Raw genomic sequence first — 23,308 nt, forward strand, 5'->3', positions numbered from 1 at the left:
TATAATGGCATTAGATTCAAAAATTCCAAATGGTCCTATAGCGGACAAATGGACAAATTATAAAGATCATATTAATTTAGTAAACCCTGCTAACAAACGTAATTTAGATATTATCGTTGTTGGTACAGGTTTGGCTGGAGGTTCTGCGGCAGCTACTTTAGCTGAGTTAGGATATAACGTAAAAGCATTTTGCTTTCAAGATTCACCTCGTCGTGCGCACTCTATTGCAGCACAAGGTGGTATCAATGCAGCAAAAAACTATAAAGGTGATGGTGACTCAATTTACAGATTGTTTTATGACACTGTAAAAGGTGGTGATTACCGTGCTCGTGAGGCAAACGTTTATCGTTTGGCTGAAGTTTCTGGAAATATTATTGACCAGTGTGTGGCTCAAGGGGTGCCATTGGCTCGTGAATATGGCGGACTTTTAGATAACCGTTCTTTTGGAGGAACTTTGGTTTCTCGTACATTTTACGCACAAGGACAAACAGGACAGCAATTATTGTTAGGAGCTTATTCTGCAATGAACCGTCAGATTGGTCGTGGAAAAATCAAAATGTACAACCGTCACGAAATGCTTGACATTGTTATCGTGAACGGAAAAGCGAGAGGTATTATCGCTCGTGACTTAATCACAGGTAAAATAGAAAGACATTCTGCTCACGCGGTAGTAATTGGTTCTGGAGGATACGGAAACGTATTTTTCCTTTCAACAAATGCTATGGGAAGTAACGCAACAGCAGCTTGGAAAATTCATAAAAAAGGAGCGTTTTTCGCAAATCCTTGTTATACACAAATTCACCCAACATGTATTCCAGTTTCAGGAGATCACCAGTCTAAATTGACTTTGATGTCTGAGTCTTTGCGTAATGACGGTCGTATTTGGGTTCCTGCAAAATTAGAAGATGCTCAGGCAATTCGTGAAGGAAAGAAAAAAGCAACAGATTTATCTGAAGAAGAAAGAGATTATTTCTTAGAAAGAAGATATCCTGCTTTTGGTAACTTAGTGCCTCGTGACGTTGCGTCTCGTGCGGCTAAAGAAAGATGTGATGCTGGTTTTGGAGTTAACAAAACGGGTGAAGCAGTTTACTTGGATTTCGCAGCGGCAATTAAACGTTACGGAACTGAAGATGCTTATGTAAAAGGTTTAGATGATAAAGATGCTGCTTTGGTAACTAAATTAGGAGCTGCAATCGTGAAAAGTAAATACGGAAACTTATTCCAGATGTATTACAAAATCGTTGATGAGGATCCTTATACAACACCAATGATGATTTACCCTGCGGTTCACTACACAATGGGTGGAACTTGGGTTGATTATAACTTAATGACTACAATTCCTGGATGTTTCTCAATTGGAGAATCTAACTTCTCTGATCACGGAGCAAACAGACTTGGAGCTTCTGCTTTAATGCAAGGTTTAGCTGACGGATATTTTGTACTTCCTTATACAATAGGAGATTATTTAGCTCCAGATATTAAAATGGGAGAAATTTCTACAGACTTACCAGAATTCGTTGAAGCTGAGAAAGCAGTTGTTGATCAAATAAATAAATTTATCAATAACAACGGTAAACATTCTGTAGATTATTTCCACAAAAAATTAGGAAAAATCATGTGGAATAAAGTAGGTATGGCTCGTAATGCTAAAGGTTTAACTGAAGCTATCGAAGAAATTGCTGCTTTACGTGAAGAGTTTTATAAAGATGTAAAAGTTCCTGGAAGTGCTTTCGAATTTAATCAGGAATTAGAAAAAGCAACTCGTGTTGCCGATTTCTTAGAATTAGGAGAATTGTTCGCGAAAGATGCTTTACACCGTAACGAATCTTGTGGTGGTCACTTCCGTGAGGAGTACCAAACAGAAGAAGGAGAAGCACTTCGTGATGATGATAACTTTGCATACGTTGCAGCTTGGGAATACAAAGGGAAACCAAGTGATGCAGTATTACACAAAGAACCGCTTAATTACGAAAACATTAAATTAGTTCAAAGAAGTTATAAATAAAAAAGTTAAGAGTTAAGGGTTATGAGTTTAAAGTCGTTCGAAGATTTAGAGTGCTGGAAAGCAGCACGTGAATTAAGAATCTTTGTTTCTCAAAATATTCTTTCGAAATTTCCAATTGACGAAAAATATGCCTTAACTAGTCAGCTTAAACGATCTTCTAGATCTGTTAGTGATAATATTGCCGAAGGGTTTGGAAGATATCATTATCAAGAAAATATTCAATTCTGCAGAATTGCCCGAGGTTCTTTAACAGAATCTTTAAATCAGGTAATCACTGCTTTAGATGAGAACTATATTGAAGAAGATTTGTTGCAAAAATTTAGAGAAAGGTTTGAAAGAACCAAAGCAATATTAAATGGATATATAAATTATTTAGCTAGGACTAAAATGGAGTAGTAACCCTATGACGTTTAACTCTTAACTTATAACCCATAACAAAATTATGAAACTTACATTAAAAATATGGCGTCAAAAAAACGCTCAAGATAAAGGAGGGATTGTAGAATATCCTATCGATGGAATCGAACCAGATATGTCTTTCCTTGAAATGTTAGACGTTCTTAACGAAGGTTTAATCAATAAAGGAGAAGAACCAGTAGCATTTGATCACGATTGTCGTGAAGGAATCTGCGGGATGTGTTCTTTATTCATCAACGGAGAAGCACACGGACCAGACAGAGGTGTTACAACTTGTCAGTTGCACATGCGTATGTTTAAAGATGGTGATACAATTTTTATTGAGCCATTTAGAGCAAAAGCTTTCCCGGTAATTAAAGATTTAGTTGTTGATAGAACTTCTTTTGACAGAATTCAACACGCTGGAGGATTTATCTCTGTAAATACTTCAGGAAATACAATTGATGCGAATACAATTCCAGTTAATAAAGACGACGCAGATAAATCATTTGATGCTGCTGCTTGTATTGGTTGTGGAGCTTGTGTTGCAACTTGTAAAAACTCTTCAGCAATGTTATTCGTTTCTGCAAAAGTTTCTCAATATGCATTATTGCCTCAAGGTAAAGTTGAAGCAACTGACCGTGTTTTAAACATGGTTCACCAAATGGATTTGGAAGGTTTTGGAAACTGTACAAATACTGGAGCTTGCGAAGTAGAATGTCCTAAAGGAATTTCTCTTGAAAATATTGCACGTATGAATCGTGAATATTTAGCAGCAAGCTTGAAAGGATAATCTAAAAAACATTTTTAGTTTTAAATAAAAAAAAGCATCCCGTCTCCTGACGGGATGCTTTTTTTATGTCTTATTCGTAATATAAATTTGATTCGCTAATTTCCTGTTTTTCTTTTCCTTCCTGCTGAATGAAACAGGTTAAAGAAGTTCCTCCAATCTGATCAAAATAACTGATGTTGAGTTTGTGAAATCCTTTTTCAAGCTTGACAACTCCATATGCTTCGTTTAACCAATGAATGCCGTCATTATTTACAATCAGTTCATTGTCTATAAAAAGCTTCGATCCATCGTCTGAAAGCGTCGAAATCGTATAATTTGCCGTTTCTGGAATAAAGATATATCCGTCAAATTTTAAACCGATATAACGCTCGGTTTTTGTTTTCCATTTTTCACTGCTGATTGTTCCTTCAAATATTCCTGAATTGACAGGTTTTGAAAGTTCTAAATCTTGAACTTGCTGAAATGCTCCGGTATAATAATCATATTTCAGTCCTTTTTTGGTTGGTTGTATGGCTAAAGCCGATTTTAAATCAGGATTTCGGACTAATATTTTACTAATAGAACTTCTTCGTCCGCTTGGGCTTATTTGAACTGTTTTTATGATTCGATATTCTCCTTTCGGAATATTTATAGCTACTGGTTTGGTATATAGTTCGGCCGTTTCATCAGGATTGTAACCATCAATAGTGTAAAAAATTTGACCGTTTTTGATTGTTGGTTTTAAATCTAAAGTATATTTTGATGCAATTACAGCAGTTTCATTAGATCCAAAAGGCGTTGGAACTTTATAAAGCCTTTTTTGCTGTTCTAATTTTTCTAAATGATACGGCATCTGATTCAAAATAAAATGATTGTAGTTTTTGTTTTCAGGTTGCGTCCATGCAATTTCTGCCAAAGCAAATAATCGTGGATAAAGCATGTAATTTAATTTCGCCGGACTTGTTAAATATTCGGACCAAAGATTCGACTGAACGCCCCAAATGTATTTCTGTTCTTCAACAGTCAAGCTGTCAACTGGAGTTGGATTGTAATTGTAAATTTTTTCAACGGTAGTAAATCGGCCAATTGTTAAAGGTTCTTGTGGTGAATATCCTTGATTATAATCCAGATAAAGAACTTGCTCCGGGTTCATAATTACAAAATGTTTTTGTTTCGCAGCACTGATTCCGCCTGATTCACCTCGCCAAGACATTACGGCTGCATTTGGTGCTAATCCGCCTTCAAGCATTTCATCCCAGCCAAGAATTTGTCTTCCGTTTTTATTTAAGAATTTCTCTATTCTTGTTGTTAAGTAACTTTGTAATTCATGCTCGTTTTTTAAACCCAAGTCTTTAATCCTTTTTTGGCAATTTGGACATTCTTTCCATCTTGCTTTCGGGCATTCGTCTCCGCCGATATGAATATATTTACTCGGAAACAAAGCGATAACTTCAGTTAAAACATCTTCTAAAAAAGTAAAAGTTTCCTCTTTTCCAGCACAAAAAATATCTTCAAAAACACCCCATGTTTCGACAACTTTATAAGTTCTGTCTGGAAAACAAGATAAATTTGGATAAGCGGTTACCGCCGCAGTTGCGTGACCCGGCATTTCGATTTCGGGAATAATATTTACATAATGCGCTTCGGCAAATTTTACAACGTCTTTAATTTCTTCTTGTGTGTAAAATCCGCCATATGGATTTCCGTCAAAAAAAAGCGGTGATCTTTCAAATTTATTTCCGACTAAAGTCTGTGCTCTTTTAGATCCGACTTCAGTTAATTTTGGATATTTTTTTATTTCAATTCTCCAACCTTGATCGTCAGTTAAGTGCCAATGAAAGTTATTTAATTTATAGCTAGACATTTGTGCAATAAAATCTTTTATAACATCAACAGAGAAAAAGTGACGACAAACATCTAGGTGTAATCCTCGGTAAGCGTATCGTGGCGCGTCTTCAACGGTTATGCAAGGCAGTTTTATTTCATTTTTATTTGATGGTTTATTTGGTAAAAGTTGCAAAAGACTTTGAACAGCATAAAATAATCCTTCTTCAGAACCTGTTACTATAATTTTTTTAGAAGAAATAGAAATTTTATAGGATTCTTTACTTGCCGATGATGGATTTTTGGCAACAAACAAAACTTCAATTGGACTTTTTTTTGCGGGTAAATTTCCATTTACTGCCGCTTCAAAAATTTGCGCTGTTTTAAGTTCTTTTGCACTGAATTTATTGTTTTCAAAAACAACTTTTATTTGTCCGTTCAAACTTATGCTGTTGCCAGTTGCTTTGTATAAATTTGGAGCAGGAATTATAGAAGTGTTTTGAGCTTTTCCGATAAAACAGCAAAATAATAAAAAGAGGAAGATGTTTTTTTTCATGGCTGGTTACTGTTCGATTTATTGTGGTTTCAGGCAAATTTAGTATTTGAAATTTCTTTTCTGCAAAAAATATGCAAAACGTTTAGGTGTTTAAATGTCTTTAAAATAGCTTAGTTAATTTTTTTATTACATTGTGTTATAATTTGTTTCGCAATAATATTGCATTATTTGTTTACATTTGTTTAAAAAATATATTGGCATGAATAATGAAAATGAATTGGTAAATTACACTAAGGAAGAACGAAAAAATCTTATTTTAAAAGAGATTAACTTGCACACTCGTGTAAGTTTTGAAACACTTTCTGCCAAATTATTTGTTTCAGAAGATACTGTCAGACGTGATATTAATGAACTTGAAGCAGACTCTTTATTGATTAAGGTAAAAGGCGGTGCGATGACAAAAGCGTACCATCATTCTTCATCTAATCAAACTTATGCCGGTGAATCAAAACAGATTATTGCTCAAAAAACATTGGGACTTCTTCGTGACGGAATGGTTCTCTTGATTGGAGGCGGAACCACAATTAGAGAATTTATCCGTTTAATTCCGAATGATTTAAATCTTACCATTTTTACGGTTACTGTTTTATCTGCTGTTGAACTTTTGGATAAACCGAATGTCAAAATCATCATGATTGGCGGCAGTATTTCTTCTTACAGCCAAATGTGCGTGAGCGGCGACGTCTACAATCAATTGGCTAATATTAAAGTTGATTTGTTAATATTAGGAACCAATGCCTTAGATATCGAAGGCGGTTTCTCAGATTCTGACTGGGAAACAGTTCAGGTAAAAAAAGCAATGATTCAGGCTTCTGAAAAAACTGCAATTTTGACTATTTCTGAAAAATTAGACACCGTTTTAAAAATGAAAATTGCCAACTTATCTGAAGTTGATTATGTTGTCACCGAAGTTGATCCGAGTGACGAAAAATTAAAATCGTATAAGAAGGCAGTTCCAAGTTTAGTTTTTATTTAATCCCAATTTTTCATTAAAAAATTAATCCAGTTCTGGTGAAAGATTTTATCTAAATCTTCATCAGAATAGCCGTTGTTTTTAAATATCGGAACTAGTTTTTGCAAATCGGCAATGGTATTTAAATCATACGGAGATTGTTCTGTACCAAAAGCGCCGTCAAGATCAGAACCAATTCCGATATGATCTGCATTTCCGGCCAATTGGCAAATATGATCCATATGTTTAAAAACGGTTTCTAAATTGCAATTAGTGCCTTTTGGAGTAGAAACGCCTCTTTCCCAATTTGGAACTAACATCCAGGCATCTAAAGCGCCACCAATAACGGCTCCTCTTGAAATTAATGCTTTGATCATTTCATCGCTGTATTGACGATTGTGATCAACCAGACTTCTGCAATTGTTATGACTTGCCCAAACTGGTCCATTATAATGATCTAATGCCTGCCAAAAAGCATCATCGCACAAATGCGTTGCATCCAAAATAATATTCAAACGCTCCATTTCTTTTAATAAATCAATACCGTTTTGATTCATTTTTCCCGTCGCATCAGTTCCGTTTGCGTATCGTCCAGGACCATAATGCGCGGGACCAATGGCGCGTAATCCGTAATTGTAAGCTTTCTCTAAATAGGAAATATCGATAATAGAATCGGCGCCTTCTAAACTTAGAATATATCCAATTGGTTTTTTATCATTTGGCGTTCCGTCATTCCATAAATCAATTTGTTTTTGGAGCGATTTTTTATCTGTAATCTGCGTCATTTCTCCAGCTTCTTCCATGGCTTTATACCACGTAATTTGCCCTTGAGTTTGTGCCCAAGCTTGCTCAGGAGAATTCCAGCCCGGAATAATACTGCCTGGTTTTACAAATCGTGCAATTTGAGTTGCCACAACAATCCCAATATTGCCTCGTCGCAAATCTGGAAAAGAAACCGTCGCGCGCTCACGATCTGGTTTATCTGTCATTCCTTTTTCTAAATGACGTAAAGTTGGAACATCATTTCGTAAATCTCTATTCCATTCCATCGCATTCATGCTCAGGTCTAAATGGGCGTCTAGTATAAACATATTCGTTTGAACTTAATTTTATATATTAATTTTTCTGCTTCGGGCAGCAACTTTCCATTCGTCACAAATTTCATGTGTTGAATTCACGACTTGAACCGAATCATAAAGTGCGCAAGTTGGGCACACATGATAAGGAATTGCGTAAATAAGATCGCCGATAGCATACTGATTTTGTCCTTTGTTTTCAATGATTAAATGTTCTTCTGAATGAGCAGTCGGAATCAGATTTTCATCATTTAAAATAACTAATCTTTTATCAATTGGGTTTTCTGAAGAAACGGCTTTGTAGCCAATATCGATACAAAAAGTTGATTTTGTTGGTTTTGAAATAATCGTTCCAACAATAACAAATGCCGGTTCAAATTTTTGTTCCGAAAGATGAATCTGATAATTGGAATCCCAGAAAACAAAAGTTCCCGGACTGCATTCTACATTTTTTTCTGAAGCATAAAACGGAAATGTATTCGATCCGCCGGCAACTATTTTTAATTCATAATCTAGTTTTTCCTGAATCGTTTTTAGCTTTTCGCTGATGCTGAAAAAAGAATTAGAAGCTACAGCTATTCGATCTTCTAAAGTTCCTTTTAAATGGCCGTCATAAATGTGAATTCCGGCAAAATGAATGTTTTTTAGCTTTAGAATTTCTTCTACTAATTCAGGCCAATTTTCAGAAATTGAAATTCCGGTTCTGTTCATTCCAGTATTTAAATCCAAATAAACCGTCAGCGATAAATTATTTTTTTGAGCAATTTCATTTAAGGCTTTCGCCGAATCTAAATTATCGACAATGGTTGAAAAAGCGCTTTTTGGATATTTCTGAATAAGAGAAATCCATCTTTCTTTTTTATTTCCAACAGGCTGATAGGCGAGAAGAATATCCGAAATTTCATGAATGGCGGCAAGTTCAGCCTCCGCAATTGTGGCGCATTTTGTTTTATTGATTCCGTATGTCTTGAATAAATCTAGAATTTCGCCAATTTTATGCGTTTTGATATGAGGCCTCAAATTTTGAACTTCACCATTTACATCTTCAATCAGACGCTCGACATTGTGTTGCATACGATCTTCATAAACAGCAATAAACGGAGTGTCAACACGGATTTCGGAATTTATTTTCCACCAATTTTCTTGCATAACTTAGTTTCTGGTTTTTTCTACAACTTCAATTAAATCCTGAAAAGCTTTTAAAGATTGCTCATAACTTAAATTTAAAAGCATTTCTTTCGAAAACAAATTAGAACCAATTCCCACGCAAACAACACCAGATTTGAACCAAGATTTTAAATTGCTTTCTTCTAAAGTTACGCCTCCGGTTGGCATTATTTTTAAATTCGGAAATGGAGCTCTAATTGCTTTTACATATCCGGGTCCGCCAATTTTATCAGCAGGAAAAAGCTTTACAACTTCGGCACCTAATTTATTGGCATGAAGCACTTCATTTAAAGTAGCAGCGCCGGGAATCCAGTAAATATTATTCTTGAAACAGTAATTTCCAATTTCAGAATCAGTATGCGGACAAACAATGCAATCTGCTCCTAGGTTTATGAATGTTTCGGCATCTTCAACACTTAAAATAGATCCAACGGCCAGTTTAACATCTAAATTGTTTGCCTTTTTAAACTCGATCATTTGACTGAAAACTTCTTTAGCATCATCTGCACGCGCGGCAAATTCAATAATTTTTATGCCAGAATCAGCAGCTGATTGCAAAACAATTTTAGCTGTTTCAATGTTGATTTGTGTTACTAGCGGAAGCACGCCTTGAGCTTTTAAAATGCTATACATATTTGGGGTAATTTATTATCTATTAATTCTGTTGCTTGAGCCGTTTTCCATAAAATGATTTATTTCGGCAAGACTTGTTATGGCAAAATCGCCATGTATGCTTTGTTTGATTACACCGCAAGCCGTTGCCCATTCAATGCATTCCTGACCTGATAATTTATTGGATAAACCATAAATTAATCCGGCATTAAACGCATCGCCAGAACCAATTTGGTCTGTAACAACGTGTATTTTGTGTTCTTTGGTTTCGTAAAAATTGCCTTCATGCATTAATAAACCTTTGTATAAATGTGCCGGCCCATCTGATTTTCTAAAACTCATTGCGAGTGTTTTTAGAAATGGCATTTCTTTTTTTAGTAATTCAAAAGTCTTTTGAAAACGATTTTCATCGGATTCATTTTTGTCGGTTTTTATTCCGAAGTAAATTTCGATCGCGTCCAAATCAGCTACAGTGATGGTGCTGTATTGAAGCAAATCGGGCATTATTTCAGAAGGTTTTTTCCCGTATTGCCATAATTTGGAACGATAATTAAAATCAGAAGAAATTGGCAATCCTTTTTCATGTGCTGCCAAAATTCCTTCTTTGCAGACAAGTCCAGCTTCATAAGAAACGCCTGGACTAATTCCCGACCAATGAAAATGTGTTACATCTTTTAAAACTTCTTCCCAATCAATCTGATTTTTTTGAATTGTTGCAAAAGAGGAATTGCTTCTGTCGTAAATAACCTGTGATTGTCTGATTTGATTTCCGGATTCAACAAAATAAAGTCCTAATCGTTCTCCGCCATAAATACATTTTGAAGTATTTACTTTATGTTTTTGTAGTTCGTTTATGGCTAATTGAGCCAAATCATTTTGAGGTAATCTTGTAATATAATCCGTTTGGATTCCGAGTTGGGAAAGTAAAACACAAACATTTGCTTCGGCGCCTCCAACATGTATTTTTATTTCATTGGCCTGCGTAAACCGGTTTCCATCGGTTACACTCATTCGGAGTAATAATTCTCCAAATGTTGCTATTCTTGTTTGTGGTGTATTTGTATTCATATTTGATTTTTTTTAGCCACGAATTCATGAATTATTACAAAGCATTGTACTTATATTATTTTGTACTGATTTGGGAATTGCTTCGCCTGCTCATTATGTTCGGGTCGTGGCAAATAAATTTTTAATCAGCCACAGATTTTGGGACTAAATTATTTTCCTTAACCAATACAGATTACTCTTTAATCTTTATTTCTGTGGCGTGTTTTTTTTAATATAATTCGAAAACAGCTTCAACTTCAACAGGAATATTATCTGGTAAAGAACCCATTCCAACCGCGCTTCGAACTCCAATTCCGTTTTCCTGACCCCAGACTTCAGCAAATAATTCGCTGCAGCCGTTTATCACGTATGGATGTCTTAAAAATTCGCCATTGCAATTCACCATTCCAAGCACTTTAATAACTCTTTTTACTTTATTCAAGCTTCCAAAATTAGTTACGATGGTAGAAAGCATGGTCAAACCGACTTGTCTTGCTGCTAATTTTCCTTCTTCAATATCCATATCATCACCAATTCTCCCGATGATTAAGGATTTGTCATCACGAACCGGACCGTGACCAGACAGGTATAAATATTTACCATCAACTAAATAAGGTTTGTAGATGCCAAGCGGTTGTGGTGCTGGCGGTAAAGACAAACCAAGTGTTTCAAATTTTTCTTGAGGTAATAAATTCATGATATTAATGTATTATAGAGTTTAAAATAAAAACGAAAATGATTCCTAAAACAGATACTAAGGATTCCATTACGGTCCAGGATTTAAATGTATCTTTTAGGCTGGTATTAAAATATTCTTTGAACAACCAAAAGCCTGGGTCGTTTACATGTGAACACATTAGGCTTCCGGCTCCAACTGCCAATACTAATAAGTTGGGATCCAAACCATTCTGTTGTAACAAAGGTAATAAAACACTGGCAGTCATTAATCCGGCTGCGGTGGCTGAACCAACGCAAATGCGAATGATTGCCGCCATCAACCAAGCGAGTAAATAAGGATGAATATTGGTTTGCGTTAAAGTCGCGACAATTGTTTCGTTTACACCGCTTACAATCATAACTTCTTTTAAGCTTCCTGCTCCGCCTACGATTAAAACAATCAGCGCAACATCTTTTATTGCGATTGCATAATCATCCATTATAGAAGCCAGACTTCGGTTCATTCTTATGCCTAATGTATAGGTGCAAAGAAGAAGGGAAATCAGCATAATTATACTTGGATCTCCAATTGTTTTGCAGATATTATTTACAGATTCATTTGTTGTAATTAATGGAAGCAATGAAGTGATAGTCAGACCAAAAACAGGGAATAAAGCCGAGAATAAACTAATTGAAAAACTTGGCAATTTGCCTTCGTTAACGACTTCTTCGACATTTATTATTTCATGATCTGATTCGGTTTTAATGTTTTTCAGCAAATTTGAAAATAATAAACCGGCAATAAAAATAGTAGGTACAGCAATGATGATTCCGTAAATTAAGACTAGGCCAATATCAGCTTTTAAAATACTGCTCAATGCCATTGGGGAAGGATGTGGAGGCAAAAAACCGTGTGCTACTGAAAGCGACGCCAGCATTGGGATTCCGAGATATACTTTTGAAAGCTTAAATTGATGGGCTACTGAGAAGATTAAGGGAACTAACAAAACAAAACCAACACTATAAAATAGAGGTATCCCAACAATAAATCCGGTAATCATTAATCCTAGGCGAACGTGTTTTTTGCCTGTCCATCCCATAACTGTTTTTGCAATGACATTTGCCGCGCCAGATGAAACGGCAAGTTTGCCAATACAGGTTCCGAAAACGATAATTAAGGTGATCGAACCCAACATTTCGCCCAAACCTTTTTGAACTGTTTGTGACAAAGTGTTTATTGGCAGACCTAAAAATAGGCCTGCCAGCAAAGCTGTAATGATAAAGGCAATAAACGGATTGATTTTAAACCAAGCGATTTGAAGGATTAAAAATGCAATACATGCCGTAAGAATTATAATGCTCATTATCTATTTTTTTTATTATTTATCCCACCAGATTTTTGTTGTGAAATTGTCTTCACCCTGGCGCTTAACTGCTTCTGCTAAGTTAGTTGAATTCACAGAATATTCACTAGTTGGATATTTGAATCGTCTTGGAATTGTGCCATTTGTGACATTTCCAGGGAAATTTACCGGAACTAAAACTGGATATCCAGTTCGTCTCCAGTTTGAATAAACCTCTTGTTCATCTACAAAAAGAGCCACATAAATTTGAGTATGAATTTGATTCATTTTTGCTTCAAAAGAACCTGCAGTATTGAATGGATTTAGCGTTAAATAAGGTGTTGCGTCAGTTATTGCATAAGTTGGTCCATAAATTGCCATGTTTAAGAACGAAGCTTTTACTCCTTTTTCATATAAATCTTTATCGGCTTCATTAGTGTACCAGCCTCTTGCAGCAGCTTCGGCTAACAATAAATTAGTTTCGGCATTGCTAATAACCATCAATGGCGCATCATATTTGAAAACCGTACTTTGATTTGGTTCCGAATAAGTTCCTTGTTCTACTGGAGTTGGGGCAGTTTTAGTTCCGTTAGGAAAACCTTTTTGAACAGCAAGTGATGTATTTTGAGTTGTTCCTTGCCAAACACCTGAATAAACACTAATTCTAGGATCGGCAGTTGATTTTAATAAATCGATAAATGTTTTGCCTAATTTTCCGCCTTCTACATTTTTTTGGCCGTATGATCCAGCTGTAAAATCTTGTCTTCTTGAATCAAATCCAACAGGGTTTCTGTTAATATCATTTGGTCCGTCAGTATAGCGCATTACAGCGTTATCAGTTCCGTTTATGATTACACCTCCAGCAATTGCTTTTGTAACCCAAGTTTTTGCCAATGTTGGGTCAACTTTAGTCAATCTCATTCCTAAACGGAGCATTAACGAATAAGAGAATTTTTTCCATTTTGCTACATCGCCATCATATAAAAAATCTGCTTTTCCAAAACTTGTTTTTGATGCATCCAAAGCAGTTGCAGCTTCATCAAGTTCTTTTAGTAAATCTTTATAGATTGATTCCTGAGTGTCATATTTTGGAAGAAAAATAGATGAAGTGTTTGCTTTTGCAGCTTGAGAATATGGAATATCACCATATAAATCTGTAATTCTGTGATACAAATAAGCTCTCCAGATTCTGGCAATATTAAGTTTGTTGCTGTCGGTTGGATTGCCTTTTACAGCATCAATAACAATTTCAGTTTCATTTATTCCAGTTGGATAAGCCTGATTGAAATAAGCAGAGTAATAAACCTCATTGCTAAGATATTTGTCCCCAGCTCCAGAAGCTTCTTTGTAAGTCGCATAATGCTGCAACATACCGCCACATTCCAAAATATTGGTTGCAAAATAATTGTTGTTTAAGCCATCCAATTGCGCTTTGCTGAAAATATAATTCGGATTTGGTTTTTCAACAACATTCGGATTCGTATTGATTTCTTCAAAATCTTTGGAACAAGAAGTCATACCTCCTAAAAGTATTCCTGTTAGATATAATAGAGTTAATTTTTTCATTTCTCTTTAATTTAAAATTTAACGTTTAAGCTTAAACCAAAGCTTCTTGTTTTAGGCAATCCAAATTGCTCTACACCTTGAGCATTTCCTGCACTAAATACAGATTCCGGATCAACGTTTGGCGTTTTCTTGTAAAGGATGAATAAATTTCTGGCCACAAAAGAAACAGAAAGACTCTGAAGTTTAGCCAATGCTTTTATTCTTTCAAGCGGTAAGTCATAACCAACAATTACTTGTCTTAATTTGATAAAGCTTGCGTCATAAATAAAAGTTGATGAAATGTTTCTTAAACCATCATAATAAGTTCTTAAGTTTTCTGGGGCAATTACCATATTTACCGGATTTCCGTTTGTATCAACTCCTGAAATTGGCAATCCGGTTTCACGACCTTCTAATGTCAATTTAGTTAAACCCATACGCGTTCCGTATAAATCGGTTCCAGAATATAAGCTTCCGCCAAATTTTCCATCAATTAAAAAGCTGAAGGATAATGCTTTGTATTTGAATTCATTGTTGATTCCCGCGCCCCAAGGATGAACACCTTGTCCTAATTCTTCAAGCGGCCCTCTGGCAATACTAGCAGATCCTCCGCTCACATTGTAAACTGTATTTCCGTTAGCATCTTTTAATGGTTTGTAACCTTTTATAATACTGTATGGACGGCCAACATCACTTGTAATGGTTACATATCCATTTACAGAAGTTGCCATTGTAATAGAATTCAAATCATCTGTAAGTGCCTGAACTGTATTTTTATTATAAGATCCGTTGAAAGTAGCATCCCATGAAAAATCCTGATTGTTGATTATTTTTCCAGAAAGCAAAAATTCAACACCGGTATTTTTCATTTTTCCAAGATTCAGTAACGCTGTGTTTGCTCCAGAACTTGTTGAGACTGTAGTTTCCACAATATCATTTGTTGTTGCACGATCGTACCAAGCAAAATCAAGATTTAACCTGTTATTGAAAAAACCTAAATCGGTACCAATTTCAAATGTTGTTGAAGTCAGCGGACTTAAAGTTGAATTTGGAACTCTGCTACTTGTTGGCCCTTGTAATTGTTGTCCGTTATGTCCGCCTTGAACCATCGAATAAGATTGATTCAAAGCATAAGGATCTGGAGTTGCTCCTCCAACCTGAGCCCAAGAACTTCTTAATTTTGCAAATGAAACCCATTCTGGCATTTTTAATAAATCGGAAACAATGATACTTGTTCCAACTGAAGGATAAAATACCGTATTGTTTTCTGCAGAAAGTGTTGAGAACCAATCTTGGCGTCCAGTGAAATTTAAGAAAATGACATTTTTATAATCAAAGTCGGCAGCTCCGTAAACAGAGTTTGTTTTTGTTTTTCCGTAAGGATAAGAGTAGGTAAGAGTTTGTAAGTTGCTTAAAGCATAAAAATCATCTAATACATAACCAGATCCTTCAACTTTTGTTTCATCTCTCAAAGTAGTTCGGGAGTTTACACCAACTAAGGCATTTAAAGAGAAATCTTTGTAGAAATTCTTTTTAGTATAATTTAAAATTGCCTCGGAATTTAAATTTGAAAGTTTCATTCTAGAACCTTGCGCATAACCAACAGGATTATTTAATGTTGTTTTTGGAATGTATCCAAAGAACTCATAATCGGTGTAATCTTGTCCGATTCGGCCTTGCAGAAAAAGTTCAGGTGTGAAATTCAATTTTACATTTAACATCCCGATAAAACGATTTTTGGTATCGTTATTTTTAATTTTATTGACAACGAAATAAGGATTTGTCGCTACAGCTACAGGATTCCATGCTTCTTCAATGCCGTTTTCGTCATAACCTGGGGCAAGATTTCTGATATCAACAGTATTGGCAATCATGTACGTTCCCCAGTTTGCATTAGCTTCAGCATCAGAAACGGTTGGTCTGTTAGCCGATTTTTCTAAATTATATTGCGTTACGACATCAAATTTCAACCAGTCTGTCAAATTTACATTACTAGCCAAGTTGAATGTTTTGCGGTTGAAACCAGAATTTGGTAAAATACTTTCATTTTCTAAATTCGAAAATGACAAACGTCCAGTTGCTTTTTCACTTCCTCCAGATAAAGCGACTGAGTTAATAAAAGTAGTTCCGGTTTGGTAGAAGTTTTTGATGTTGTTTTTTTGTGCTACATAAGGTCGGGCAACGCCGTCGAACTGAACAACATCTGTTCCGTCCATTTTTGCTCCCCACGACCAGCGTCCGTCAGCAATAGCCTCAGCCTGATTTGCTGGTTTTTTTCCGTTATGACCAGAACCGTATTCGTACTGCCAGTCTGGTATAATTGATGGAGTTTCAAAAGTAAAAGAGCTATTGTATTCAATTCCAATGCCTTTTTGGGCAGTTCCTCGTTTGGTTTGAATTAAAATAACTCCGTTTGCAGCGTTGGCGCCATACAATGCCGCAGCTGTTCCTCCTTTTAAAACGGTAATCGATTTGATGTCGTCTGGATTAATTACTGAAGTTCCGTCACCTCGATCGACATTGATTCTGGTTGATCCCGGGCCATTTCCTATTCCTGGCAGATTCAACTGTGTATTGTCAATCGGTAAATCGTTAACTACATACATTGGTTGGTTGTTTCCGTTTAGCGAACCGTTTCCACGAATTACAACTCGACTTGAACCATTTGGTCCCGTTGCTGTACTGCTCACGTTAACTCCGGCAATTTTTCCAACTAATGCATTCGTAATATTGGTTTCTTTTGCTTTAGTAAATTCAGTTCCTTTAAGTTCTGTTACGGCATATGAAACTGCTTTCCCGCTTTTTTTAACTCCTAATGCAGTTACTAAAACCTGATCCAAAACATTTTCAGCTGGTTTTAAACTTATCGTTACGTCTTTTGTATTGTCTAATTTGAATTCTAATGTTCCATAACCCATGTACGAAATGATGATGTGACTTTCGTTTTCAGGAACATTCAGTTTAAATCTTCCATTTTCATCTGTTATGGTGGCAATTTTATTATTGCTTTTTGCAATAATTGTAGCTCCTGCAATTGGCATTCCGTCGTCCTGGCCTATAACTTGACCTGAAATTTCAGTTTGATTGCTTTTCTGTTCAAAAAGATGCGTTTTTATTGCAGTCTCTTTTGCATTTGCCGAGAAAATCATACCTCCGGCAAATACTAATGAAATTAGCCTTGTTTTCATAATTCTTTGGTTTTCATGTTTTTTTTGGTTTTTATTGGCAAGCCAAATATATATATTAATTTTTCACTTTTGCATTTTTTTTGCATAAAATGCATTTTTTTTGCAAAACAAAAGTTTGATATGTTTTTAATTTCCTTATGAAATATTGATTTTAGACGTTTTTTGAGAAAATTTTGCAGAAAACGCTTTTTTGCAAAATTTATAATTTGGCTGAAAATTCGTATTTTTGAATTATGAAAATCGCACTTATACAATCAGATCTGCATTGGGAAAATGCTTTAGAAAACAGAAAAAACTTCGAATCGGAAATAAATTCAATTGATTCTGAGGTGAATTTGATTGTTTTGCCCGAAATGTTTTCGACCGGATTTACAATGAATGCTTCCGCAGTTGCCGAAACAATGCAAGGCGAAACTGTTCTTTGGATGAAAGAAATTGCAAAGCAGAAAAATGCTGCCGTTACCGGAAGTTTAGTAATTACTGAAAACGGAAAATTTTACAACCGAATGTTTTTTGTTTTTCCTTCTGGAGAAATTCAATATTATAACAAACGCCATTTATTTACATTGGCGGGAGAAGATCAGTTTTATACTGCAGGAACAGAAAAAGTTATTGTAGAATATTTAGATTGGAAAATCTGTCTGCAGGTTTGTTACGATTTAAGATTTCCAGTTTTTGCCCGAAATACAGAGAATTACGACTTGCTTTTATATGTTGCCAATTGGCCAAAAATACGCACCAATGCATGGGACGCTTTGCTGAAAGCACGCGCTATTGAAAATTTGAGTTACACAATCGGCCTGAACCGAATTGGTGTTGATGCCAACAATTACGAACACATTGGTCATTCGCAGGCGGTCGATTTTTTAGGGAATTATATTTTAGAGCCACAAGAAAAAAATGGTGTCTTTATCGTAGAATTAGATAAAAACACCATGTATGAAACTCGTAAAAAACTTGATTTTTTAAGTGATCAGGATGAATTCGAAATTAAGATCTAAAAGGCTTTTCGTTTCTTTTCGGCTTCTTTCTTTTTCTTTTCATCTGTTTTCTTCTCAACTTCAGGACTAAAAGGAATACTTAAATCAATAGGTTGATCAACATCCCAATTCGCCCGGACATCGACTTCTTTTTGAAAATAAAAGACTTCTTCAGCGTATGTTTTAGTTAAGAAATTTCCAGTGTCGTAAACTTTGTTTTTATTGTCATCATAAATTACTCGGATCGCAAAAGCTTCGGGCTCAACCAAATTAAACTCAATTTTGGTCTCACCTTCAGAATAAGCGCTGGCAAGTACTTTATCTCCTTTTTTGCTGGTAATTTCAACAATAATCGGGAAACGTTTTACATTTTGAAGATTTACGACTAAGTTTCCGTAATCTTCCAATTCTTTCGTGGTTAATTTATAAGATAAAGTATCATTCGACTTATCATAAAAATCAGTCAAAGCTCCAGGCAATAACGTAATACGGTATTTTTCTAATGGTTCTTTTTTGAAATCGAAATATAATTTTTGCTCAAATTCATTATATTCGGTAGTGTATTTAACCGCAACAGAATCTTTGTTCACTAGTGAAATTTTAGAACTGTCAATTTTAACAAGCGGAGTTTCCGTTTCTAGCGTAAATCGTTCCCTGAAATTAAGAACGCCACTTTGAACTGCTGTGATATTCAAAGTGTCTTTTTTCAGATCTTTAATTTTAAAACCGAATTTCTTGTTGTACTTGTCAGAATTAATTTCCAGAGAAAGTGAATCGGTTTTTATTGGTTTGTACCAAATTTGCAGCGAATCTTTTTTAGGGAATTGAGTGACAATTGTCTGCAGAACTTCATTGTGGCTTTTAAGCGTAATTTTAGGTTTAGTAACTTTGAAATTCATATTTCCTTCATACGGAAACAATAATCTGTTTCCCGACGCCTGAATAGGTTTGAAAGTTTTTATAGGCAACTTTTCCTTGAATAATTCCAATTCAAAAATAGTATCATTTGGAACTGTAATTGGATGCTTTATAAAGCCAATTTTATCGTCTTTCGGATTGAATTTGTTGTTGCTTGATTTGTCTTTCATGGCAACTAAAAGATATTTCCCGGCCTTTAAATTTTCTAATTTAAAAGTACGTAAACTGTCAAGTGTGTTTGTGATATATCTCGGAAATTCTTTATAAACTACAGAATCTTTATATTGGTCATTTATCTCATAAAGCATAACGGAAACGAAATTATCGACATACTTTTCATAAGAGTCTTTGATGACACCTTTAATGGAAAGTGAATCAATATAGGGTCCAGTCGAAAAAACATATTTAAACTGATGCATTGAGTTTCCTTCATTATTATCGGCAATACTTTCTCCAAAATTCAGGCTATAAGTGGTATTTGGCTGTAAAGTGTCTTTGATTTTTATACTGATAAATTTACTCGCATTAGTTGGCAATACAAGCGGCTGATGCTTCATTGGCGGCGAGACTATCAGTTGTTTGTTTAAGTTTTTCAGTTTTACATATTCATCAAATGTCAAAATGATTTCATCGGCCTTAAAATTGGTGCTGAAATTTTCAGGTGAACTTGATCTTATAACAGGAGCAAGGGTGTCTTTTAATCCGCCTGTAATACTGCCTCTTTTGGCACAGCTCATCATTAAAAATACCAGTAAAAGTGAAATGTATTTCAGAGTGTTTTTCAACATAATCGTTTTTGAATTTGATTGCACAAAATAACGATTATATTTGCTTTAATTGAAATTTTTTATCTATTTATTAGGATTTGCAAATTTCGGATTTCGCGCTTTTTTGTAGTAATATTTTCTTACTTTTGAATTCAAATGTAATATCACTTCGTTTTGTTTAAAAGATTTTTTTGGATTTCATTCTTTCTTTTGCTGTCAGCCTGTAGCAAAAGTGACAAACCTACAATCGCTTTTTATTATTGGAAAACCAATTTGAAATTTTCTGAAACCGAGAAAAAAGTCTTGAAAGACAATAATGTCCGTAAACTTTATATTCGGTATTTTGATATCGGACTTCATCCACAAACACAAAACCCATTTCCGATAAGCCCGATTCATTTCAAAGAAAATATTCAGAATTTTGAAATTGTTCCAGTCGTTTTTATTCAGAATAAAGTAATGCTTGAAGCGAAACTTGATGTTAAAGATTTGGCTGAAAAAACGGTTCATTTGATTTCAGAAATCAATAAAAAGAATAAAATTAATTGTACCGAAATTCAAATTGACTGCGATTGGTCGTTAAATAGTAAAGACAATTATCTTAAATTTATTGAACAGATTAAAAAGCTTTCGAATAAAAAACTCTCCGCTACAATACGACTTCATCAGGTCAAATATTTTAAGAAAACTAAAATTCCAAATGTCGATTCAGGGGTTTTAATGTTTTATAATATGGGAAGTATTGCGCCAGATTCTCTAAATTCGATTTATAACCGGGAAATTTCAGAGAAATATCTTCAAAGTTTAAAACATTATCCGCTTCATTTAGATTTTGCATTGCCAATCTATTCGTGGGCAATTCATATTAGAAATCAAAAGGTTTTGGGACTTCGGTCAAAACTGAATTTTACCGAACTTAAAAAAGATAAAAACTTTGAACAAATCAGCTCGATTTTTTTCAAAGTCAAACAATCTAATTACAAAAACGGGGTTTATTATGAAGAAAATGATTTGCTTAAAATGGAAGCAATTTCTTCCGAAGATTTAAAAAACATGGCCGAAGATTTGAGTGAAAATTCAGCTCTGGCTCCTAGAGAAATTATATTTTACGATTTAGATGAATTCAATTTAAAAAATTATGAAAAGAATATTTTCGAACAAACTGTTTCTTGTTTTTAGTGTTGGTCTGCTTTCGGTTTACGGCGTGATTTATGCATGCGCCGGCGGAGACGACTGGGATTTTTTTGGATACAATTCGAATTTTACTCCAGAAACTTTTGCAGATAAATCCTATTCACCGCTGTTTTTATCTGGCTCCATTTTTTACGGAATTGAATTTGATACAGAGCATAATTCCCGATTCAATAAAAACATAAAATCAGATTGGGCTTCGTATTTAAAAGGAAAAGCAGATACCACTACAGTTAATTATTTTTTAATTGGAGATGAAAAGCCGCGTTATTATTCTGACGATAAAAACGTGATTAAAAACAAAGAAGAAATTGCAGATCTTCATCTTTTTTACAAAACTAAAAAAGAGAATAAAACAGTTCAGAAATGGAATAAAAAACTCAATCTGAAAGATGAAAAAGTAAAGAGTTTTGTTGAGTTTTTGTATTTGGCCCAAAAAATTGAAACTGTATCAATTGGTGAAGATTATTGGAGTTACGATCCTGTAGTGGCAAAAACTTTTAAGGATGCAAAAATGATTCAGTCCATTGAGAATGTATATAATACAACTTCAGATCCGTTTTTGAAAAATCGTTATTGGTTTCTGACTATGAAAGCTCGTTTTTACAGTAATGACAAACAAAAAGCAATTGATTTTTTTAATAAAACAGAAAGCTCGGTTCCTAAAAATACCTTGTATTACAGAGCGCTTTCTTATGTTGCAGGAATTAATTATAAGCAAAAGAAATACGCAGTTTCGAATTATTTATATGCTAAAGTTTTTGATAAATGTCCTGAATTGCGAGTTGTAACGGCGTACAGTTTTAGTCCAAAAAATAATGCCGACTGGAATAAAGCGCTTGCAATGGCTAAAACCAACGATGAAAAAGCGGCACTCTGGGCAATTCACGGATTTTATAAAGATGAAAAACAGGCAATTGAAAAAATTTACGAATTAGATCCAAAAAGCGAGCACTTGAATTATCTCGCAACCCGATTGGTAAATAAACAGGAGCAAGCAATAAACAATTCGTTTAAACAAGAAGCTGGAGAAAATACGAAGGAGAAAACACAAACAGTTGCTGAAAATAAAACCGAAAATCTTGCTAAACTTAATAATGAAGCATTTGCTTTAATTGCAAAAATTTCAAACGCAGGAAATACTCAAAAACCCTATTTATGGGATTTATCTTTGGGATATCTTCAAACTTTAAAAGGAGAATATGCAAATGCAGATAAAAGTTTTGACAAAGCGACAAAAACGCTTCCTAAAACAGAATTGGCAGGATTTCAGCTCAGATTGCTTCGTTTTGTGAATAATCTAAGCAAAATCGATAAGCTGACCGATAAAAATGAAAAAACAATTATTGCCGACTTGAATTGGCTGTATTACGAACTTCCAAAAACATATAAAGGACTGGAATTTCGTTATCAAAACGCTTCATCCTGGAGTCGAAGCTATTTGTCAACGCTTTACAGAGAAAAAGGAGATTTTGTAATGGCTGAGATTTTTGGCGAATCTCGTTACAGTTATTGGAACGACGGAAATGCTTTTTATGATAATGAGAAGAATTTGTTAGATATAAAATCATTTTTGTCAAAGCAAAATAAAACTGAAATTGAGAAAACTGGTGCAGGAATTTATAGTTTGAAACTGAAAGATATTAATAATTTTCAGGCAGTTCAGGCGACTTTCAAGAATAAGATTCCAGAAGCAATTGAATTTATGAAAGAAGCAGATTCGGTGCAGTATTACAAGTTTTTAGGAAATCCGTTTAACGGAAACATAAAAGATTGTCACGATTGTGAACATGCAGCGTATCAGAAAAAGAAATATTCTCAAATGGATTTTCTGACTACAATCAAAGATATGCAGGATAAATTGGCGCAGAAAGAAGATATTTATACGAATAGTCTTTTATTAGGAAATGCATTTTATAATATTTCGCATTTTGGAAACGGAAGAACTTTCTACGAAATTAGCATTGTTGGTTACGGTTCAAGTCCTTATTCATTCAGAAATTCAATGAAAGAAATGATTACGAATAATTCGGTTTCGAAAATGTATTATCAAAAGGCTTTTGAAGCGGCTTCAAATAAAGAGCAAAAAGCAAAATGTTTATATCTGATTTCGAAATGTGAACGAAATGACTATTACAATAAAAAATACAATGACGTTAATAATTACTGGGAAATTCAAGATGATAAAATTAATTTTATCGCCTGGAATTCATTCAAAGCATTAAGAAAAGATTATTCGGATACGAAATATTATCAGGATGTGATTGCAGAATGTGGTTACTTTAATACGTATGTAAACCAATAAATTTGAA

Annotated in this window: 17 protein-coding genes; 7 read left to right on the top strand and 10 right to left on the bottom strand. The window is 34.6% G+C overall.

Annotated elements, in window-relative coordinates:
• Positions 1-4: 4 nt before the first annotated feature.
• From GQ47_RS21935 to GQ47_RS21945, 3 genes are read left to right on the top strand one after another with little or no spacing between them, the layout of a single operon-like run.
• Positions 5-2,005, top strand: coding sequence for a fumarate reductase/succinate dehydrogenase flavoprotein subunit (locus GQ47_RS21935; protein WP_035653139.1), 2,001 nt, complete (start codon positions 5-7; stop codon positions 2,003-2,005).
• 21 nt (positions 2,006-2,026) lie between these two features.
• Positions 2,027-2,401, top strand: coding sequence for a four helix bundle protein (locus tag GQ47_RS21940; RefSeq protein WP_035653142.1), 375 nt, complete (start codon positions 2,027-2,029; stop codon positions 2,399-2,401).
• A gap of 46 nt (positions 2,402-2,447) precedes the next feature.
• A complete protein-coding gene (locus tag GQ47_RS21945) occupies positions 2,448-3,194 on the top strand; it encodes a succinate dehydrogenase/fumarate reductase iron-sulfur subunit (RefSeq protein ID WP_035653144.1) in 747 nt (248 codons plus the stop codon).
• A gap of 70 nt (positions 3,195-3,264) precedes the next feature.
• Here GQ47_RS21945 and GQ47_RS21950 read toward each other — a convergent pair whose 3' ends face one another.
• Positions 3,265-5,553 carry a family 20 glycosylhydrolase gene (locus tag GQ47_RS21950; RefSeq protein WP_035653147.1) on the bottom strand — a complete coding sequence of 763 codons (2,289 nt, stop codon included), beginning with the start codon at positions 5,551-5,553 and terminating at the stop codon, positions 3,265-3,267.
• Positions 5,554-5,752: 199 nt separating this feature from the next.
• On the opposite strand from GQ47_RS21950, the gene GQ47_RS21955 reads away from it, so the two are divergent.
• Positions 5,753-6,529, top strand: a complete 777-nt coding sequence (locus GQ47_RS21955; RefSeq protein WP_035653150.1) for a DeoR/GlpR family DNA-binding transcription regulator — start codon at positions 5,753-5,755, stop codon at positions 6,527-6,529.
• On the opposite strand, the gene GQ47_RS21960 is transcribed toward GQ47_RS21955, so the two are convergent.
• The 8 genes from GQ47_RS21960 to GQ47_RS21995 all read right to left on the bottom strand — a co-directional run bounded on the left by GQ47_RS21960 (position 6,526) and on the right by GQ47_RS21995 (position 17,140).
• Positions 6,526-7,596: a dipeptidase gene (locus tag GQ47_RS21960; RefSeq protein WP_035653153.1), complete on the bottom strand. Its 1,071-nt coding sequence runs from the start codon at positions 7,594-7,596 to the stop codon at positions 6,526-6,528. The genes GQ47_RS21955 and GQ47_RS21960 overlap by 4 nt on opposite strands.
• Positions 7,597-7,614: 18 nt before the next feature.
• Positions 7,615-8,730 carry a D-TA family PLP-dependent enzyme gene (locus GQ47_RS21965; RefSeq protein WP_035653156.1) on the bottom strand — a complete coding sequence of 372 codons (1,116 nt, stop codon included), beginning with the start codon at positions 8,728-8,730 and terminating at the stop codon, positions 7,615-7,617.
• 3 nt (positions 8,731-8,733) lie between these two features.
• Positions 8,734-9,381 (bottom strand): beta/alpha barrel domain-containing protein, encoded by a 648-nt coding sequence (locus GQ47_RS21970; protein WP_035653157.1) that lies wholly within the window; start codon positions 9,379-9,381, stop codon positions 8,734-8,736.
• 15 nt (positions 9,382-9,396) lie between these two features.
• The gene (locus GQ47_RS21975) at positions 9,397-10,428 is read right to left on the bottom strand and encodes a sugar kinase (RefSeq protein ID WP_035653160.1); all 1,032 of its coding nucleotides are present in this window, start codon (positions 10,426-10,428) and stop codon (positions 9,397-9,399) included.
• A 208-nt stretch (positions 10,429-10,636) separates the two neighbouring features.
• On the bottom strand, positions 10,637-11,104 hold the full coding sequence (locus GQ47_RS21980; RefSeq protein WP_035653162.1) for a RidA family protein: 468 nt from the start codon (positions 11,102-11,104) through the stop codon (positions 10,637-10,639).
• 4 nt (positions 11,105-11,108) lie between these two features.
• Positions 11,109-12,428, bottom strand: coding sequence for a GntP family permease (locus GQ47_RS21985; protein WP_035653165.1), 1,320 nt, complete (start codon positions 12,426-12,428; stop codon positions 11,109-11,111).
• Between the two features lie 15 nt (positions 12,429-12,443).
• A complete protein-coding gene (locus tag GQ47_RS21990; RefSeq protein ID WP_035653168.1) occupies positions 12,444-13,973 on the bottom strand; it encodes a SusD/RagB family nutrient-binding outer membrane lipoprotein in 1,530 nt (509 codons plus the stop codon).
• Positions 13,974-13,984: 11 nt separating this feature from the next.
• Positions 13,985-17,140, bottom strand: coding sequence for a SusC/RagA family TonB-linked outer membrane protein (locus tag GQ47_RS21995; protein WP_035653171.1), 3,156 nt, complete (start codon positions 17,138-17,140; stop codon positions 13,985-13,987).
• A gap of 233 nt (positions 17,141-17,373) precedes the next feature.
• Here GQ47_RS21995 and GQ47_RS22000 point away from each other — a divergent pair, with 233 nt between their 5' ends.
• Positions 17,374-18,141 (top strand): nitrilase family protein, encoded by a 768-nt coding sequence (locus GQ47_RS22000; protein WP_035653174.1) that lies wholly within the window; start codon positions 17,374-17,376, stop codon positions 18,139-18,141.
• Here GQ47_RS22000 and GQ47_RS22005 read toward each other — a convergent pair.
• Positions 18,138-19,826 (bottom strand): Ig-like domain-containing domain, encoded by a 1,689-nt coding sequence (locus GQ47_RS22005; RefSeq protein ID WP_035653177.1) that lies wholly within the window; start codon positions 19,824-19,826, stop codon positions 18,138-18,140. The genes GQ47_RS22000 and GQ47_RS22005 overlap by 4 nt on opposite strands.
• 189 nt (positions 19,827-20,015) lie before the next feature.
• On the opposite strand from GQ47_RS22005, the gene GQ47_RS22010 reads away from it, so the two are divergent.
• The gene (locus tag GQ47_RS22010; protein WP_238568022.1) at positions 20,016-20,984 is read left to right on the top strand and encodes a hypothetical protein; all 969 of its coding nucleotides are present in this window, start codon (positions 20,016-20,018) and stop codon (positions 20,982-20,984) included.
• A complete protein-coding gene (locus tag GQ47_RS22015; protein WP_035653179.1) occupies positions 20,944-23,301 on the top strand; it encodes a hypothetical protein in 2,358 nt (785 codons plus the stop codon). The genes GQ47_RS22010 and GQ47_RS22015 overlap by 41 nt, the downstream gene beginning before the upstream one ends.
• Positions 23,302-23,308 lie beyond the last annotated feature (7 nt).

This window comes from Flavobacterium sp. ASV13 (assembly GCF_000745775.1).
Taxonomy (GTDB): Bacteria; Bacteroidota; Bacteroidia; order Flavobacteriales; family Flavobacteriaceae; genus Flavobacterium.